The following is a 16990-nucleotide window of genomic DNA, read 5'->3' on the forward strand; positions in this document are numbered from 1 at the left end:
GAGGGGGGTGTTCAAGCGCAAACCTCTCCTCATCCCGCCTTCTGCAGCCCCTTGAACAAAAATGTCCGGCCCGAACGGTAATCGTAATCCGGATTTTCCCAGGCGATCATCTTGCCGGGGTTGAGCAGGCCTTGCGGATCGGTTTCGCGCTTGAAGGCAAGCTGCACCGCGTCGGTCTGCTTCATGCCGCCCTCTTCCAGCGTGTAGCGGTGCGGGTTGAAGATCGGGCAGCCATTCTCCTCATGCAGCCGCACGATCTCGTCGAGCCGCGCCTCGCTGGTGAACTTGACCAGCGGCAGGCCAAAGCAGGTGATGTTGCCGTCCAGCCGCACGAATTCGAGATGCGAGAAAACCTCGCCCGGAAACATCGCATCCATCGTCTCGACCAGCGCCAGCTGGTTGGGAAAGGGATAGAGCGACTGCAGATAGGTGATGTCGGGGTCGACGCGCAGCGCCCTCAGCGTCGTGTGGTTCCAGGCCAGCTCATAGGCCGGCGGCAGGCCTTTCTTCTCCTCGGGCGTCGCAGTCGCAGCGTTGAAGATCACCTCACCGCCGGCGCGCCGGGTGAAGGCGAGGAACGCATCCAGCCCATGCTGCGCCACCATGACGACGCAGACGCTTTGCCCTTCCCGGAAAAATTTCTGGTGCCGCTTGAAATAGAGCTGCGGCACGGGTGCCGCTATCGGCGTGATCAGCTTGGTCAGGATGCCGTCCTGGCAGGCCAGCGCGTTGCCGTAGCGGGCCGCATCCATGAAAGCGTCGAAGCCGACGATGACATCGACCCAGTCATAGGCTGCGGTCAGCGGCATCTCGACTTCCGATATGATGCCGTTGGTGCCGTAGGCATGGGTCACCTTGTGCAGATCCTCGCCGGTGAGTTCGAGCGCTTTCGGCTCGGATTCCATGGTCACCACGCGCAGGCGAAGCACATTGCCGAAATCGCGCAGGCCGCCGAAATTGATCGAGCCGACGCCGCCCGAACCGCCGGCGATGAAGCCGCCGATCGAAGCCGTGTTGTAGGTGGAGGGCGACAGCCGCAGCTCCTGGCCGGAATGCGCCCGCGTCGCGTTGTCGATGTCGGCCAGGATCGCCCCCGGTCCGGTCACAACGCGACCCGGCGCGATCGACTTGATCTCGTTCATCTCGGCAAGGTTGAGCACGACGCCGCCGGAGAGCGGCATCGCCTGGCCGTAATTGCCGGTGCCGCTGCCGCGCGGTGTAACCGGCACGCCGTGGCGGTGACAGGCGGCAAGCACACGGATCAGTTCGGTCTCGTTCTTCGGCGTCACGATCAGGTCGCCGGTGACATGATCGAGCTGTTGTTTCAGCACTGGGCTGTACCAGTAGAAGTCGCGGCTCTTCTGCTGGACGATGGCCGGATTGTCGTCGACCTTCAGGCCTTCGAGATCGCGTTTGAGCGCCGAAACGTCCATCATTCCACCATCAGCTCGTCGAGTTCGGCATAGTCGGGCAACTGCCGGTCGATCGCCTTGCCGCCGCGGACGACGATGCGATCCGATTCGGGCCGCGACAGCAATTCCGTCCAGCTTCGACCTTTGAACACGATGAAATCGGCATCACCGCCGGCGGCAAGCGTGCCGAAGCCGCCGAGCCGCATCACGCTGGCCGGCGTCGCTGTGACCGTTTGCGGCCAGTTAGCGACCGGATGATCGAAATGCAGGATGCGCGTCGCCATGCGGTAGACCTCCAGCATGTCGAGATCGCCATAGGCGTAGAAGGGATCACGCGTGTTGTCGGAAGCGACCGCCACCGGAATGCCCCTCGCCTTCATCTCGTGCAGTAGCGTCACGCCACGCCAGCGCGGCGTGGTGCCGTCGCCGCGCCGGTCCTGCAGATAGAGGTTGCACATTGGCAGCGAGACGACGGCGAGCCCGGCTTTCGCCACCTTGTCCAGGGTATCGAGCACATCGAGGTCCGGCTGGCGCGCCAGCGAACAGCAATGGCCGACGAGGATCTTTCCTTCGAAACCGTTCCAGAGTGCGGCCTCGGCGATCTTCTTCAGCGATATGGCGGAAACATCGTCGGTCTCGTCGGCATGGAAATCGAGATCGAGGCCATGCTTGATGGCTTGCGCGAAGACATGGTCGAGCAGCTCTTCGAGGTCCGGCACCATATAGGTGACGACACCGAGCACACCCTTGGCCGCGGCAACTCTTTTTGCCAGCCTGTCGAACCATTTCCTGTCGCGAACGCCCTCGATGCCGAGCAGGCAGGCGCCCTGCAATTCGATGCGACCGCGCCATGTCTCGCGCATCGTCTCGAACACCGGCCAGGAGATTCCCTCCTGCGGCGCGACGCTGTCGAGGTGCGTGCGCAGCGCCCTGGTGCCATGCGCGTAGGCTGAGCGCAGCGAGAAATCCATGCGCCGCGCCACGTCCTCGGCGCTCCAGCGTGCCACACGATCGGCACCGGCGGCATTCAGCGCGCCCATGAATGTGCCGTCGGGATTGGGTTTTCGCGGCCAGATATGGCCCTTGTCGATATGCGTATGGCAGTCGACGAAGCACGGGAGGATTATACGGCCGCCAAGGTCGACAGCGTCCACCGGCAAAGCGACACGCCCATGCGCGGCGATGGCGGAAATCTTGCCATCGGCGACGGCGATGTCGGCAAGCGCGAAACCGTCGCGGTCGAAAGCACCGCCAAGGCCCCGGGTCAGCGACGCGTGAAGCCTGACATTGGCGAGCCGGTATGAACCTGTGTTCGGAATCAAGGGCCTAGCGCTCCTGCTTCAGTGCGCTTTCGTGCCAACGCCGCAAAATGAGATGCGAAATCAGCGACAGCACGAGGAAGATCAAAATGCCGGTGAGCGAGATCAAGAACAGCGCCGCGAACAGCCGCGGCGCGTTGAGCCGGTAGCCGGCTTCGATGATGCGTGAGGCAAGGCCGGACGACTGGCCGGTGGTGCCGGCGACGAACTCGGCCACCACGGCGCCGATCAGCGACAGGCCGCCGGCGATCTTCAGCCCGCCGAGGAAGTAAGGCATCGCCGCCGGCAGCCTGAGATAGCGCAATTGCTGCCAGCGCGTCGCGCCATTGAGCTTGAACATGTCGCGCAGATTGCGGTCGACGGAGTTGAGGCCAAGCGTGGTGTTGGACAGGATCGGAAAGAAGGCGACGATCCAGGCGCACAGCAGAAGCTTGGTCGTCTGGTCGTTTACATAGATGTTGATCAGCGGAAAGATCGCCACGATCGGCGTCACCTGCAGCACGATGGCGAAGGGGAAGAACGACATCTCGACCCATTTCGACTGCGCAAACAGCACCGCCAGTCCGACCCCGCCAATGACCGCCAGAGCAAGGCTGAGGAAGGTGATGCGCAAGGTGACCAGCAGCGAGGAAAACAGCAGGCCGGCATCATTGTAGAGCGTCCACAGCACGACGCCGGGGCGCGGCAGGATGTATTGCGGGATCGCGTTCCACACGCAGATGCGGTCCCACAGCCAGATCGCCAGGATCATGATTGCCAGCGGCAGCACCCAGCGGCCGATCCGCTCGAACCGCTCCTGGCGCACGCGGCGCGCTTCCTCGGGGTCGAGTTCGAGCACACGCTCGTCAATGGCCGTCATGATGCGCGCCTGCTGTTGAATTGATGGCCTGGACCAGCACATCGGAGGCCTGCCGGCACAGTGCCGCATAGTCGGGCGAGGTGCGAAACGCCTCGTCACGCGGATAGGAGGCCTCGATGGCGAGTTCGTCGAACACCCTGCCCGGCCGCGCCGCCATGACGACGACACGGTTGGAGAGGAACACGCTTTCAAAGACGCTGTGGGTGACGAAGACGACGGTGAAGCGCTCGTCCTGCCACAGTTCCAGCAGATCGTTGTTGAGCTTGAAGCGGGTGATCTCGTCGAGTGCCGCGAACGGCTCGTCCATCAACAGCACGCGCGGTTTTGTGACCATGGCGCGCGCGATAGAGACGCGCATCTTCATGCCGCCGGACAGTTCGCGCGGCACGGCATCTTCGAAACCGGTCAGGTGAACCCGCGCCAGCATTTCCGTCACCGCCGGCGCGGCCTTGGCGCGGGAAATGCCTTTCAGCCGAAGCGGCAGCCAGACATTGTCGAAGACGCTGGCCCACGGCAGCAGTGTCGGCTCCTGGAAGACGAAGCCGATGTTCGAGCGGTCAAGCGCGCCGCCGCCGCGCCAATCGAGCACGCCGGAGGTCGGCGTCGACAGGCCGGCGATCAGCCGCAGCGCCGTCGACTTGCCGCAGCCCGACGGCCCGAGCAGGCTGAGGAAATCGCCTTCGCGGATCGTCAGGTCGACATCGCTCAGCGCCGTCACGCCGTTGGAGAAGACCTTGCCGACGCCCCGCAGCGCCAGCAATGTCGAAGCAACGTCCGGGGCCGGCGCTTGCGCCACCTTTTCCGTTATCATTCCGGGACCGGCCTATTTCTTCAGGTCGAGCCCGACGCCCTTGTTAACGAAGGTCAGTGTGTAGGCCTTCTTGATGTCGATGCCGTCAGGCGTAACCTTGGCCTTGACCATCTTGTCGTAAAAACTCTTGATCCGCTCGTCGTTCATGGCGCCGATGCCGAGCTTTTCGGTGTCGCCGGAATCGGCGAGGCCGAACTTCTTCATCTGCTCGATCGAGAACGCGATCTGCTCGTCGCTCATGTCGGGATTGTCTTTCTTGATCAATTCGTTGGCGGCCTTGTTGTCGCCGTAGAGATATTTGTACCAGCCCTTGGCCGAGCCATCGACGAAGCACTGGACCACCTCCGGCTTCTTGTCGATCGTGTCCTGCATCACCTCGATCGTCGTCGAGTAGGTGTCCCAGCCATAGTCGGCGAGCAGGAACTGATTCGGCACGAAGCCGCCTTCCTTCTTGACCGCGAACGGCTCGGAGGTGACGTAGCCCTGCTGGATCGACTTCTTGTTGGCGAGGAAGGGAGCGGTGTTGTAGGTGTAGGGCGCGCGCTTTGAGGCGTCGAAGCCGAGCTCGATGACCATCCATTGGAAGAAGGTCTGCACGCCCTCGTCACCCAATATGTACTGGTCGGCGTTCTTCAGGTCCTCCCATTTGTCGAGCCCTTCGCCGGGATGAGACATGATGACCTGCGGGTCCTTCTGGAAATCGGCCGCCACCACGCGCATCGGAATGCCTTGCTGGACGGCATCGAAAGCCGACAGCAGATTGCCGCCCATGTAGAAATCGATCTTGCCGGCAAGCAGCATCGGCCGGCCGCTGACCTGCGGACCGCCCTGCATGATGGTGACGTCGAGGCCGCAGGCGGCGTAGGTGCCGTCCGCCACGGACTGGTAATATCCGCCATGTTCCGGCTCGGCCAACCAGTTGGTGCCGAAGGTGACTTTTTCATTCGCAGCCGCACCCAGCGTGCTGGCTGCAAGCAGGGCCACAACCGCCACCGAGATCTTCTGTTTTCCGTACATCGACACCACCCTTTGTTTGCTCCGGCGCGCCACGCGCCAGGCTCGACACCAAAGATTCAAGAAGCAAGACACATGCCACCGGCGCCTTGCGCCGGGACCGCCCGCTTGAACGACATTGCTATGCCCAGGGCGGACGGGTCATGCTGTACGGAAGGCATCGTGCCTATTTTTTGAACGCCTGTCCACAATCGCTCGGGCAACATGCACCGCCATCTTGAAGGTGCAATGGGTCAGGCCTTAGGCTGGCGCTATCCAGGAGAATGCCATGTTCAAATTCCTCACCCCGAAGTCGATCAAGCCGCCCTTTGCCCGCTACAGCCACGGCGTCGAGGTGCCGCCCGGCAAGCGACTGGTGCTGTGCTCGGGTCAGGTCGCCATCACCGCGGACGACCAGATACCGGAAGACGCCGGCGCACAGGCCGAACTCTGCTTCCGCAACATCGCCGCGATTCTCGGCGAAGCCGGCCTGGGTCTGCAAGATATCGTGCGCATCAACGCCTATGTCACCGACCGCGCGCATCTGCGGCCCTACATGGACGTTCGGGACCGGCTGTTTTCGAGCCCCGCGCCGGCATCGACCCTGATGATCGTCTCGGGATTTGCCCGGCCCGAATTCAAGGTCGAGGTCGAGGCCATCGCCGCCGGGTGATCGACAGACAAGTTCTGTCGCGCTAGGTCTGGCTCATCCATCGAAGAGGCATGACATGACCGTAGCAAAAAGACGTGTGTGGTGGGGCGACTACCGGACATCAGAATACACCTCGATCGACCCGGAGGCGACGATCGCCGTGCTGCCGGTGGCGGCGATCGAGCAGCATGGGCCGCATCTGCCGGTTTCGACCGACACCTCGATCATGAACGGCATGCTCGACACGGTCATTTCGCGCCTGCCCGACGATCTCGACATCCGCATCCTGCCGGTCCAAGCGGTGGGCAAGTCGAACGAGCATCTGCACGCGCCGGGCACCCTCACCCTGCCGGCAACGACACTGGTCGAAGCCTGGACCGAACTTGGCCTGTCGATCGCGCGCGCCGGCGTGCGCAAGCTGATCGTCGTCAATTCGCATGGCGGCAACGAGGAGATCATGGGCATCGTCACGCGTGAATTGCGCGTGCGTGAAAACATGCTGGCGGTGAAGACGAGCTGGCAGCGTTTTGGCCGCCCGGCCGGCATGTATACCGATCTCGAGGACCGTCACGGCATCCATGGCGGCGATGTCGAGACCTCGCTGATGCTGCATTTCCGGCCGGACCTTGTCGACATGGGCAAGGCCGACAATTTCGTTTCCAATGTCGCCAAGGCCGAGAAGGAATTTTCGCTGCTGCGCCACACCGGCACCCACGCCTTCGCCTGGATCGCCAGCGACCTCAACCCGAACGGCGTGGTCGGCGATGCCAGCATCGCAACGGCCGAGAAAGGCAGGCTGACCGCGGAACATCAGGCTGACGGCTTCATCAGCCTGCTGCGGGATGTGCGCAAGGCGAAGCTCGCCGACTGGCTGAAGTAGCGGCGTAACCGCTCGGCACAGACGTTCTGACCGTTCGATGGCACATCTGGCCCTTCCGGGATTGGCCGAAGCCTTCTCTTTCGTCATCCTGGGGCGAAGCAAGGAGCGCAGCGACGCAGCGCAGACCCCAGGATCCATGCCGGGACTCGGAAGCGCTGCTACGGTGCAGAATTCTGCTCCGCTGCGTTCTTCGGCCGCTGTCGCGGCATGGATCCTCGGGTCTTCGCGACGGAGCTTCGCTCCTGCTCCGCCCGTGGATGACGAAGGCCGGGGGGCTTTGGCCAAAGTTGGCGTCGGTCAAAATCACCGGATCGAGGGATTACGCATCGATCCTCAGCGCGAACGGCGTTCCTTCGAAGGCATCCGCACCGCGCCCGATCGATTCGATCGCCTCGACCATGCGGCCGTTGCGATCAAGCAGCGCATCGGCCACCGCGATCAGTCGCGGATTGGGTGTCGCCGACGGCGACAGCGCCCGCAACGTCCGCGCCAGCTCGGCCTCGTCACGCTTCGGCGCCAGTGCTGCGGCGATGATATAGGCCGAGGCGGTCGAGCGGCTGATGCCGGCATAGCAATGCACGACCATCGGCCTTGCCCGGTCCCATTGGCGCGCGAAATCGAGCAGGTTGCGGACATGATCCTCGCCCGGCATGGTCATGCCGTCCTGCGCCACCGCAATGTCGTGCATGACCAGATGCAGATGGTTTTCCCTCGAGATCGAGGCCGGCCGCAGCACCTCCGTGCCGGCGGCGAGCAGCGACAGCATGCGATCAGCGCCGGTCCTGGCCACCGTTTCTTCGATCTTTGCCAGCGAGCAGACATGGATCATTGTTTTGAACCCTTCGATTGATCCTCGCGCCACGCCGCCCATTCGGCAAGAGCGGATTCGAGCCGCTGCCATTCCTCCTGACTTCCCGGCAGGCCGGCGCGCAGGACCGGCGGCCGCTCGGCAAAATGGCGAAGCAGGATGCCGCGCTCACCAAGGGCTGCGAACAGGCCGGCCGCATCGGCCAGGCGGAGATAGCGGAACAGCGTGGTGCCACCAGCAACGGGAACGCCGAAGCGGCTGAACAGTGCGTCGAGCCGCGCCGATGCATCCGTAAGGGATGCCCGCATCGCGTCCTGCCAGTCGATGTCGGCAAGCGCGCGGATGCCGTATTCCAGCGCCGGGCCGGCGACGGCCCACGGCCCGAATTGCCTTTCCAGCCGTTCGACCGTTGCCGCGTCGGAAAGTGCAAATCCAAGCCGCAAACCGGCTAGGCCGAAGAACTTGCCGAACGAACGCAGCACGACGATGCCACCCTGGCCAACGTCGCCCGCGAGGCTGTGCTCGCGTGGGCCGACATCCATGAACGCCTCGTCGACGACCAGCAGCCCGCCCTTGGCGCGCAGTCCGGTGGCCAGCGCCAGCAAGCGGTCGCGCTCGATGATGCGTCCATCCGGATTGTTCGGATTGACGACGATAGCAAGGTCGGCGCCGGCCAGATCAGCGAAATCGCTGACCTCGGTCACTTCGTGTCCGGCGATCGCCGCTGCGCGGGCATGTTCGGCATAGGTCGGACCCAGCACCAGCGCCTTGCCGGGCGCGATCAGCGATGCGACGCGCGGCAACAGGATCTGCGTGCCCGGAGCCGCCGCGACGTTGGCTGGCGACGGCGCGCCATAGGTACTGGCGGCGATCTCTATCAGGTCACGCGTGCGCGCGGCTTCCGGCAAGCGCGACAGCGAGGTGGCGGGCAGGTCGAAAAGCGGATAGGAGTGCGGATTGATACCGGTCGAGAGGTCGACGAAAGGCAGCATGGCGCTGGGGAAAAGCGTCCTCGCCCGGCCAAGACTTCCACCATGGTCCACCGCTCCTTCAAGAAGCTTCATGTCAGTCCTGATCGCTTTCCTGTCATTGGCCGTTGAAGTCGTCCTGGGCTACCCGGACTGGCTGTTTCGCGCCATCGGCCATCCGGTGACGTGGTTCGGCAGGCTGATATCCTTTCTTGACCGCAGGCTCAACCACGCCACTGATCCCGACGCGCTGCGTCGCAAGCGTGGTGTCCAGGCGCTGCTGGTCATCGTGCTCGTGCCGGCGATAATCGGCCTCGGCGTGCAGATCCTGCTCTGGTTCGTTCCCATGGGGCTATTCATCACTGCCCTTCTGGCAACGTCGCTTCTGTCGCAGAAGAGCCTTTACGAGCATGTCGAGGCGGTTGCCGACGCGCTCGACACCGGCGGCCTCGCTTTGGGCCGCGTGGCCGTCTCGCGAATTGTCGGCCGCGATCCCGAAACGCTCGACAGGGCCGGCGTCTGCCGCGCGGCGATCGAGAGCCTGGCCGAGAATTTCTCCGACGGCATCGTTGCCCCCGCCTTCTGGACCGGCGTCGGCGGCCTGGCCGGAGGTGCAGCCTACAAGGCCGCCAACACCGCCGATTCGATGATCGGTCACCGCACCCCACGCCACGAGGCGTTCGGCTGGGCGGCGGCGCGCTTCGACGACTGGATCAACCTGCCGGCGTCGCGGCTGACGGCGCTGCTGATCGTGCTGGCGGCTTTCCTGGTCAAAGGCGCCGACTCCCACAGTGCCTGGCACGCAGTATGGCGCGACGCAAAAAAACACCGCTCGCCCAATGCCGGCTGGCCGGAAGCGGCGATGGCCGGTGCGCTCGGCCTCGCCCTTGCCGGACCGCGCAGCTACGGCGGCGTGCTGGTCGACGACGTCTCCATGGGCGAAGGTGGGCGGCGCGAAGCCGACAGCACCGACATAAGGCAGGCGCTGAAACTCTATCGCGTCGCCGATTATCTGCTGATCGCGCTGTTTGGAGTAATCTCGGCGATCGTCTTCGTCGCGTAAACGTCCGAGCGGTCGGAAAACCCGACCTACCAAGTGACACGGACTTCCTTTGCGCTTGGATCGGCTGCCCCGCCAAACCTTTTGATCGCGTACCCACCAGCGGCCGCAGGAGAAGATTTCAATATGGGTTCAATCACAACAAAAAGTCGTTCAGCATCTGGCCCGTACATGTAGAGGACGCACTTGCCCTCGCCAAACTCATCGCCATCAAACTCGCCGACCGAAGCATTCCCGACGACTTGCTCCAGCCGATTCTCCAGCGCGAGAATGGATGCGCGTTCTTGCGACGTCCCGACCTGACCGTCATTGAGAAGAAGATAGACGATTACCGCCTGTTCCAAAGACAACCCTCATGCTTGCCAAGTGATCAGAACTCGATGCCCTGCTGGGCCTTCACGCCCGCGGAAAAATGGTGCTTGGTTACGCCCATCTCGGTGACGAGGTCGGCGGCCTCGACCAGCGCCGGCTTGGCGTTGCGGCCTGTGACGACGACATGCAGGCCCTCGCGCCGGGCTTTCAGCGCCGCGACCACCTTGTCGAGATCGAGATAGTCATAGCGCAGCGCGATGTTCAGTTCGTCGAGCACCAGCAGGCTGATCGACGGATCGGCCATCAGTTCGAGCACCTTGGCCCACGCGGCTTCGGCCGCTGCGATGTCGCGCTTCAGATCCTGCGTCTCCCAGGTGAAACCCTCGCCCATCGCGTGCCAGACGACGCGGTCGCCGAAGGCGGCGAAAGCGTCCTTCTCGCCGGTATGCCACTTGCCCTTGATGAACTGGACGACGCCGACGCGCTTGCCATAGCCGAGCATGCGCAGCGCCAGGCCAAAGGCAGCAGTGGTTTTGCCCTTGCCCGGACCGGTGTTGACGATCAGCAGCCCCTTCTCGACCGTCTTGCTCGCCACCTCGGCATCCTGCACGGCCTTGCGCTTGGCCATCTTGGCGCGATGGCGTTCTTCGTCCCGGTCTTCGATATCGGTCATGTCATTTCACCTTGAGTGGCAGCCCCGCCACCATCAGCAGCACCGTATCGGCGACGGCAGCGACCTGCTGGTTGAGTCGGCCCGCGGCATCACGAAACCGGCGGGCGAGTGCATTGTCGGGCACGATACCCTGGCCGACTTCATTGGATACCACGAACCAGGGCCCGCGTGGCCGCGACAGCACGTCCGCCAATCGCCGGCATTCCAGATCGAGATCGTGATCGGCCAGCATATGGTTGGTCAGCCACAGTGTCAGGCAGTCGACAAGCACCGGTTGGTTGTCAGGCAAGGTGGCAAGCGCGCCGGCGAGATCGAGCGGTGCATCGATGGTCGTCCAGCCTTCGCCGCGCCGCGACCGGTGCAGCGCGATGCGCTCGCGCATCTCGTCATCGTAGGCTTGCGCCGTGGCGATATAGGTCCATGGCGGCGGCAAGACCATCGCCAAGGTTTCGGCGTGCGCGCTCTTGCCGGAGCGCGCACCGCCGATGAGGAAGGTCAGTGCCTTGCTGTCAGGCAAAGCTGTCGCGCAGGCTGGTCGCGGTGCCGGTGAAGCGGCCGCGCACCACGCCGACGACCGCGCCGAGCACCAGCCAGAACACCAGATTGGTCACTGTCACCGCCACCACGAACTGGTGATGCAGGCCTTCCGGAATCGCCGTCTTGTAACTGTCGGGCTGCGGCGCGCCGACAATATGCGGCGCCACGATCAAAGCCACGGCCAGGATCGCCAGCGGCAGCGACTTGCGGAAGGTGATCAGGCCGAGCCCGGCCGCGGTCGCCGCCACCGTTGCCCACCACCAGATCTGGCGTTCGGTCAGATCGGCAGCCGGCATGGCCGGCAGTTCCGGCGGCAGGCCGAGGCCAGGCGCCAGCGTAAACACGGCAAAGCCGGCCAGGCCCCAGAACACGCCCTGGCGCCAATTGCCGATGCCGCCGGCGAATTCCGAAACCGCGACCAGGATCAGCGCGAAGCCGATACCGGTGACGATATTGGCAAGCACGCTGAACGCGAAACGCTCCAAACCGTCTGCCGGCGCCCAACCCTCGTCTTCGGCGGGGGCGGCCGCTTCCGCCGATGCCGGCGTGGCAGCGCTCATTGAGTTTGCCGCCGGTGCGGCCGAGCTCATCGCGTTGCCGCTCGTGGCATCGGCAGGTGCAGCCGGCGCGGCAGCGTGCTCATGTTCGTGGCCGCCGCCGGCCTGTTCGTAGACTTCCGCCTTCAGGATCAGCGGCACGGTGGCGTAGGCCTGCATGCAGGCGAGAACGACGCCGGCCACGAGCCCTGCGATCGCCGCGATGAACACGACGTTGCGAAACAGGTTCATGATGTCAGATCCTCGTCAGTGGCAGGGAAACGCCATCGAATGGCGATAGTCGTGAGCCGCATTGTGGACCGCATCGATATGCGAGAAGCCGACAAAGCCCATCACGAAAATGCCGAGAAACGCAGCAAGAGCGAGCTGCATGAAGCGCGACTGCGAGGAGACGGAGGCGCCGAGGGAGACGGAAGCGGTAGTCATATCTTGTCCTTTCGCCCTCCACCCGAGGGCATCGAAGTCAGTTTCCTGTCGCCGGCAGGTCTCCTGGCTCGCGGATCAGCGCCCTTCCCCACCTTCCCGAAGAAAAGATCTTCAGTGGCATATGGAGAGGACTACCGCACACAGTTGCGGGGGCAGCCACGGCATTGGGCGAAACTCGCCCGCACCGCATTCCCTCTTGGCTCCAAAATGGAACCGACGACATCGGTGACTATAGGCAGAATCCTCGCCTCCGGCAAACCAAATTCCGCCGACAACCATTGCGAATGCGTCGTACCAGCCGAGGCCCGCCGGTGCCGCAATTGACAATTTTTCTGGCCGGGTGTCGGCTGACACCTTCACAGGAAGCCGGCCATGCAGCCCACTGCCAGCGAGCGCGATCCCTACAACGGCCTGACCCGGGCCGAACCAACGCTGCCGTCATCGGCCTATTGGGACGCGGTGAGCTACCAAAAAGATCTCGACGCCATCTGGTACCGAAGCTGGCTGCTCGTCTGCCGCGAGGCCGACCTTGCGCAACCACTGGCTTTCCGCCGATTCCGCATCGGCACGCAGGACATCGTCGTGCTGCGGGACGAGACCGGCGAACTGCGCGCTTTCCACAACACCTGCCGCCATCGCGGCTCGCAGCTTTGCCAGGAAAGCGAAGGCCGGCTGAAGGCACGGCTGATCACCTGCCCCTACCACGCCTGGTCCTACTCGTTGCGTGGCGACCTCGTGCGCGTGCCGTCGAAATCGCTGCCTGAAAATTTCGACAAGGCCGACCACCCGCTTTATCGCGTCGCCCTCTCGGTGTGGCGCGGCTTCGTTTTCGTCAACTTGCAGGAGGACGCGACCGGTTCGGCGCAGGCATCCTTCGATCCCGCCTCCGGCGATCTCGGCAACTGGCCGCTGGAGACGCTGGTCAGCGGCCACGTGCTGCGCAAGGTGATGAACTGCAACTGGAAGATTTTTTGGGAAAACTTCAACGAGTGCCTGCATTGCCCAGGCGTCCACAAGGACCTGTCGCGGCTGGTGCCGATCTATGGGCGCGGCCTGATGGCCCGGCACGACGACCCGGAATGGACGCGCCATGCCGACAATGACGCGCCGGAATTTTCCGGGGGCCTGCGCACTGGCGCCGAGACATGGTCGCGCGACGGCCAGTCGCATGGGCCGGTCTTCTCGAGCCTGACACCAGCCGAGCGCGCCGCCGGCCAGACCTATGCCACCAGCCTGCCGTCGATGTTCATCGTCGGCCATGTCGACTATGTCAGGTCAGTGCGGTTGGTGCCGCTCGGCCCCGAGCAGACCGAGCTTGTCGCGGAATGGCTGTTTTCGCCCGAAGCGCTCGCCGCGACCGACATCGACAACATCGTCGCCTTCGGCACTCAGGTTCTGGAGGAGGATGCAACGATCTGCGAGGTCAACCAGAGAGGCCTGCGCTCGATGCGCCACCAAGCCGGCGTGCTGATGCCCGAGGAATACGACCTGCACCGCTTCCACAACTGGGTGCGCGGGCGACATGCGGCACTTCCGCTCCAGCCCTGAAGGGTCAAAGCGACTTGGGCAGATAGCGCCACGTGACAAAACCGCAGACCGCGGCCAGCAGGCCGAGCGTGACGAACACCGAGCCGAGCCCGAAGAAGGCCAGCACCACGGAATAGACCAGCGGCGGCGTCAGCTCGGAAAAGTCGAGATAGGTGCGATAGACCGCCGCCATCTGTGATCTTTCATAGGAGCGCACCGAGCGCATGAAGGCAGTCGAGCCGAGTGCATCGAGTGCAATGGTGAAGAAGGCGCCGCAGAGCAGGAAGGCGCCGGTGAGCAGCGGCACGGTTTCGCCGACGAAGCCTGCCGCCAGAAGCGTGGCCGACATGGCGAAATAGGCAAATGTCATGGTCCTGCGGCCGCCAAAGCGCTTTCCTGCCTTGCCCCAGAAGATGGCCATGAACAGCAGCGCATTGCCGGCCGAAACCAGCAGGCCGCCGGCCAGCTTGCCCTCGCCGGTGATCACCATGAACAGCGGCCCATAGACGAAGAACGTCGTCCAGAAACAGGAGCGGCCGAAAGCGATCAGCCAGGCCAGCCTCAATCTGGGCTGGGCGATGAAGCGGCCGATATTGGCGAGCGGATTGGCCGGGCGCGTCTTGCCCGGGCGGATCGATGGGTTGTCGCCGAGCCGATAGGTCCAGAACAGCACCAGCAACGCCATGGCGAAAACCGCCACCGCACCATGCGCGGCATAGATGCCGAAGCGCGTGTAGAGGAAGATGCCGAGCGTCGGCCCGCCGGTCCAGGCCAACATCGACCATGCCATGCGCAGCGATTCGGCCTGCATGAAATCGGTCTTGCGGATGTGGTCCATGATGTAGAGGTTGAGCGTGATCGACAGCGCGCTGGCACCCATCACGCGGCACAGCATGCCGGCCAGTTGCCCGGCAAGCGTGTCGGTGACGAAGAACAGCGAGCCGATGGCGAGCAGGCAGGCGCCAGCGGTGTAGACCCAGCGGCGGGCAAAGCGGCGGATCAGCATCGGCATGAACAGCGTCACCGACAGGCCGAGCATCGCCACGACGGTGTAGAGGATCGAGACGATCTGCTCGTTGTGCAGGATTTCATAGGCCTGGATCGGGATGACGCTCGACACGGTGGCGCGAGCGAAGGATTCGACCGCATAGAGCGAGGCGAAGGTGCGCGCGTCCGCCGCCTTGAGGGCCGGTAGCCAGATCGGATGGCGCACATGGGTGGACATTGCTTCCCCAAAGCAGAATCACCGGGCCAAATCTGCCGTGGCGATCCCAGCGCCAATAAGAGGAAACCGACGCGTATCCGGCAAAAAGCGAAGTCGGCCAAAGGCTTCCCGCCACTGGCCTAAAGCAGCGGCTGATCAGAGCTCCCGGTCTTCTTTTGACCGGGGCAAGCGTGATAGTCGTCTTGCGGGGCTGAATCAGAATGCGAGACCATGAGCATCCAAACGCCGACCGCACCCGTTCAGGATCGACCAAAGCGCATCGTCGCCATCGACATCGTACGCGGCATCGCGCTGATCGCCATGGCGAGCTACCATTTCACCTGGGATCTGGAATTCTTCGGCTACACCGATCCCGGCCTCACCGCCTTCGGCTGGTGGAAGATCTACGCGCGTTGCATCGCCTCGACCTTCCTGTTCCTGGTCGGCGTCAGCCTGTATCTAGCCCATAGCCGGCAAATCCGCTGGAACGGCTTCTGGAAGCGGTTCGCCATGGTCGCCGGAGCCGCGATCGCCATTTCGGTCGTCACCCGCATCGCCACGCCTGACGGCTTCATCTTCTTCGGCATCTTGCACGAGATCGCGCTGGCCAGCCTGCTTGGCCTCGCCTTCCTGCGGCTGCCGGCTTTGTTGACGCTGGTCGTTGCCGCGCTCGTCATCGCCGCGCCCGTGTATCTCCGCTTCGAGGCGTTCGATCACCCGTGGCTGTGGTGGGTCGGCCTGTCGGCGAACAATCCGCGCTCCAACGACTACGTGCCCCTGTTTCCGTGGTTCGGCGCTGTGCTTCTCGGCATCGGCGTCACCAAGCTTGCCACGGGCGCGGGTGTCTTGACGTGGCTGGCGAACCTCAAGCCCGGCCGCTGGGCCAACCCACTGCTTTTCATCGGCCGCCACAGCCTGGCCTTCTACCTGATCCACCAGCCATTGCTGATCGGCTGCGTGTGGCTGTTCTCGCAAGTCATGCCGGCACAGGTCGAAACCCCACAGGTGAACTTCCTCAAAACCTGCCAACTGTCTTGCGAACAGTCGCGCGACACCGAGTTCTGTTCCAGCTACTGTGTCTGCATGCTCGATACGCTCGAGGGCGAGGCCACGCTTGATCGGCTCTACAACAACGACCAGACTGCGGAATGGAAGGCACATTTGTCCGATCTTGCCGGCATGTGCACCGCCAAAACCGACAGCAAATTGATGGAGGAAGGGGTCCAATGACCGAGAACCAGCCGAAGCCGGGGCTCATACCGTGGCCGCCGCTGATCTACATCGCCGCCATCGCCATCAGCATCGCGCTTGGCCTGCTCTATCCCCTGCCCTGGATCGGCGACCTCCTGGGCGATATTCTTTTCGCGGCCGGATGGGTGGCGCTGTTCGCCGTCGCCGCACTCTGGTTCACCGCGATCCGCACCATGATCCGGGCCAAGACCACGCTCAACCCGAACGCGGTGCCCGATCACCTAGTCACCACAGGTCCCTTCGGCGTCACCCGCAATCCGATGTATCTGGCCAACACGCTGCTGTTGATCGGCGTCGCCTTTGTCTCAGGGATCGCCTGGTTCCTGCCGCTCGCGTTCATCGCAGCCTATGCCACGCAGAAGGTCGCGATCGAGGGCGAGGAAAAGGTGCTGGCAGCGAAGTTCGGCAAGAAATACCGCGACTATGCCAAGAGAGTACGACGCTGGATTTGAGCCGACGCCCCCTGGTTTCCATCGCGCAGAGGTTTTGACAGGTCGCTTTTGCTGATGGGATCGCCGCGTTCGGCGATTAGCCGAAACATCCATCCCGTCGTCATCCACGGGCGGAGCAAGGAGCGTAGCGACGCAGCGCAGACCCGAGGATCCATGCCGCGACGTTAAAGCGTTGAAACGGTGCAGAATTCTGCACCGCGGCACTCCACAGCCAATGTCACGGAATGGATTCTAGGGTCTACGCGACGGAGCTTCGCTCCTGCTCCGCCCTAGTGTCCTGATTCCGAAG

19 protein-coding genes and 1 riboswitch are annotated in these 16990 nt (G+C 63.6%); of the genes, 6 read left to right on the forward strand and 13 right to left on the reverse strand.

Going from position 1 to position 16990, the window contains the following annotated elements; genetic code table 11:
- Positions 1-29 precede the first annotated feature (29 nt).
- From FCU66_RS36090 to FCU66_RS36110, 5 genes are read right to left on the reverse strand one after another with little or no spacing between them, the layout of a single operon-like run.
- Complete coding sequence (locus tag FCU66_RS36090) at positions 30-1433, reverse strand: FAD-binding oxidoreductase (RefSeq protein WP_136622077.1); 1404 nt, start codon at positions 1431-1433, stop codon at positions 30-32.
- On the reverse strand, positions 1433-2734 hold the full coding sequence (locus FCU66_RS36095; protein WP_136622043.1) for a cytosine deaminase: 1302 nt from the start codon (positions 2732-2734) through the stop codon (positions 1433-1435). Before FCU66_RS36095 ends, FCU66_RS36090 begins: the two co-directional genes overlap by 1 nt.
- Before the next feature lie 4 nt (positions 2735-2738).
- Positions 2739-3590: an ABC transporter permease gene (locus tag FCU66_RS36100; protein WP_109667888.1), complete on the reverse strand. Its 852-nt coding sequence runs from the start codon at positions 3588-3590 to the stop codon at positions 2739-2741.
- The gene (locus FCU66_RS36105; RefSeq protein ID WP_136622042.1) at positions 3577-4401 is read right to left on the reverse strand and encodes an ABC transporter ATP-binding protein; all 825 of its coding nucleotides are present in this window, start codon (positions 4399-4401) and stop codon (positions 3577-3579) included. The genes FCU66_RS36100 and FCU66_RS36105 overlap by 14 nt, the downstream gene beginning before the upstream one ends.
- 12 nt (positions 4402-4413) lie before the next feature.
- On the reverse strand, positions 4414-5418 hold the full coding sequence (locus FCU66_RS36110) for an ABC transporter substrate-binding protein (RefSeq protein WP_136622041.1): 1005 nt from the start codon (positions 5416-5418) through the stop codon (positions 4414-4416).
- A gap of 265 nt (positions 5419-5683) precedes the next feature.
- Between FCU66_RS36110 and FCU66_RS36115 the strand changes: the two genes are divergently transcribed.
- Together FCU66_RS36115 and FCU66_RS36120 are read left to right on the forward strand one after the other, a co-directional pair.
- Entirely contained in the window at positions 5684-6067 is a 384-nt protein-coding gene (locus FCU66_RS36115) for a RidA family protein (RefSeq protein WP_136622040.1), read from the forward strand.
- A 55-nt stretch (positions 6068-6122) separates the two neighbouring features.
- Positions 6123-6926, forward strand: coding sequence for a creatininase family protein (locus FCU66_RS36120; protein WP_136622039.1), 804 nt, complete (start codon positions 6123-6125; stop codon positions 6924-6926).
- 319 nt (positions 6927-7245) lie between these two features.
- Here FCU66_RS36120 and FCU66_RS36130 read toward each other — a convergent pair whose 3' ends face one another.
- On the reverse strand, positions 7246-7755 hold the full coding sequence (locus tag FCU66_RS36130; protein WP_136622038.1) for a tyrosine phosphatase family protein: 510 nt from the start codon (positions 7753-7755) through the stop codon (positions 7246-7248).
- Positions 7752-8798, reverse strand: a complete 1047-nt coding sequence (gene cobD / locus FCU66_RS36135) for a threonine-phosphate decarboxylase CobD (protein WP_136622037.1) — start codon at positions 8796-8798, stop codon at positions 7752-7754. The genes FCU66_RS36130 and cobD overlap by 4 nt, the downstream gene beginning before the upstream one ends.
- Here cobD and cbiB point away from each other — a divergent pair.
- Entirely contained in the window at positions 8797-9765 is a 969-nt protein-coding gene (gene cbiB, locus FCU66_RS36140; protein WP_136622036.1) for an adenosylcobinamide-phosphate synthase CbiB, read from the forward strand. The two genes, cobD and cbiB, sit on opposite strands and share 2 nt — an antisense overlap.
- A 26-nt stretch (positions 9766-9791) precedes the next feature.
- Here the strand turns inward: cbiB and FCU66_RS36145 are convergent, their stop codons facing one another.
- The 5 genes from FCU66_RS36145 to FCU66_RS36165 are packed head-to-tail and all read right to left on the reverse strand — an operon-like array spanning position 9792 to position 12267.
- A complete protein-coding gene (locus tag FCU66_RS36145) occupies positions 9792-10106 on the reverse strand; it encodes a hypothetical protein (RefSeq protein ID WP_136622035.1) in 315 nt (104 codons plus the stop codon).
- A gap of 26 nt (positions 10107-10132) precedes the next feature.
- Positions 10133-10747: a cob(I)yrinic acid a,c-diamide adenosyltransferase gene (gene cobO, locus FCU66_RS36150; protein ID WP_136622034.1), complete on the reverse strand. Its 615-nt coding sequence runs from the start codon at positions 10745-10747 to the stop codon at positions 10133-10135.
- Position 10748: 1 nt separating this feature from the next.
- A complete protein-coding gene (cobU, locus tag FCU66_RS36155) occupies positions 10749-11264 on the reverse strand; it encodes a bifunctional adenosylcobinamide kinase/adenosylcobinamide-phosphate guanylyltransferase (RefSeq protein WP_136622033.1) in 516 nt (171 codons plus the stop codon).
- A complete protein-coding gene (locus FCU66_RS36160; RefSeq protein ID WP_136622032.1) occupies positions 11257-12072 on the reverse strand; it encodes a CbtA family protein in 816 nt (271 codons plus the stop codon). The genes cobU and FCU66_RS36160 overlap by 8 nt, the downstream gene beginning before the upstream one ends.
- Before the next feature lie 15 nt (positions 12073-12087).
- Positions 12088-12267: a CbtB domain-containing protein gene (locus FCU66_RS36165; RefSeq protein ID WP_109667912.1), complete on the reverse strand. Its 180-nt coding sequence runs from the start codon at positions 12265-12267 to the stop codon at positions 12088-12090.
- Positions 12268-12303: 36 nt separating this feature from the next.
- Positions 12304-12500, reverse strand: a riboswitch (cobalamin riboswitch).
- A 139-nt stretch (positions 12501-12639) separates the two neighbouring features.
- Here FCU66_RS36165 and FCU66_RS36170 point away from each other — a divergent pair.
- Positions 12640-13815, forward strand: a complete 1176-nt coding sequence (locus FCU66_RS36170; RefSeq protein ID WP_136622031.1) for an aromatic ring-hydroxylating oxygenase subunit alpha — start codon at positions 12640-12642, stop codon at positions 13813-13815.
- A gap of 4 nt (positions 13816-13819) precedes the next feature.
- Here FCU66_RS36170 and FCU66_RS36175 read toward each other — a convergent pair whose 3' ends face one another.
- Positions 13820-15019 (reverse strand): MFS transporter, encoded by a 1200-nt coding sequence (locus FCU66_RS36175; RefSeq protein ID WP_136622030.1) that lies wholly within the window; start codon positions 15017-15019, stop codon positions 13820-13822.
- Positions 15020-15229: 210 nt separating this feature from the next.
- Between FCU66_RS36175 and FCU66_RS36180 the strand changes: the two genes are divergently transcribed.
- Together FCU66_RS36180 and FCU66_RS36185 are read left to right on the forward strand one after the other, a co-directional pair.
- The gene (locus FCU66_RS36180; protein ID WP_136622029.1) at positions 15230-16228 is read left to right on the forward strand and encodes a heparan-alpha-glucosaminide N-acetyltransferase; all 999 of its coding nucleotides are present in this window, start codon (positions 15230-15232) and stop codon (positions 16226-16228) included.
- Entirely contained in the window at positions 16225-16701 is a 477-nt protein-coding gene (locus FCU66_RS36185; protein ID WP_136622028.1) for a methyltransferase family protein, read from the forward strand. The genes FCU66_RS36180 and FCU66_RS36185 overlap by 4 nt, the downstream gene beginning before the upstream one ends.
- Positions 16702-16990: the final 289 nt, after the last annotated feature.

It is taken from the genome of Mesorhizobium norvegicum, from assembly GCF_004919685.1.
Classification (GTDB): domain Bacteria; phylum Pseudomonadota; class Alphaproteobacteria; order Rhizobiales; family Rhizobiaceae; genus Mesorhizobium; species Mesorhizobium norvegicum.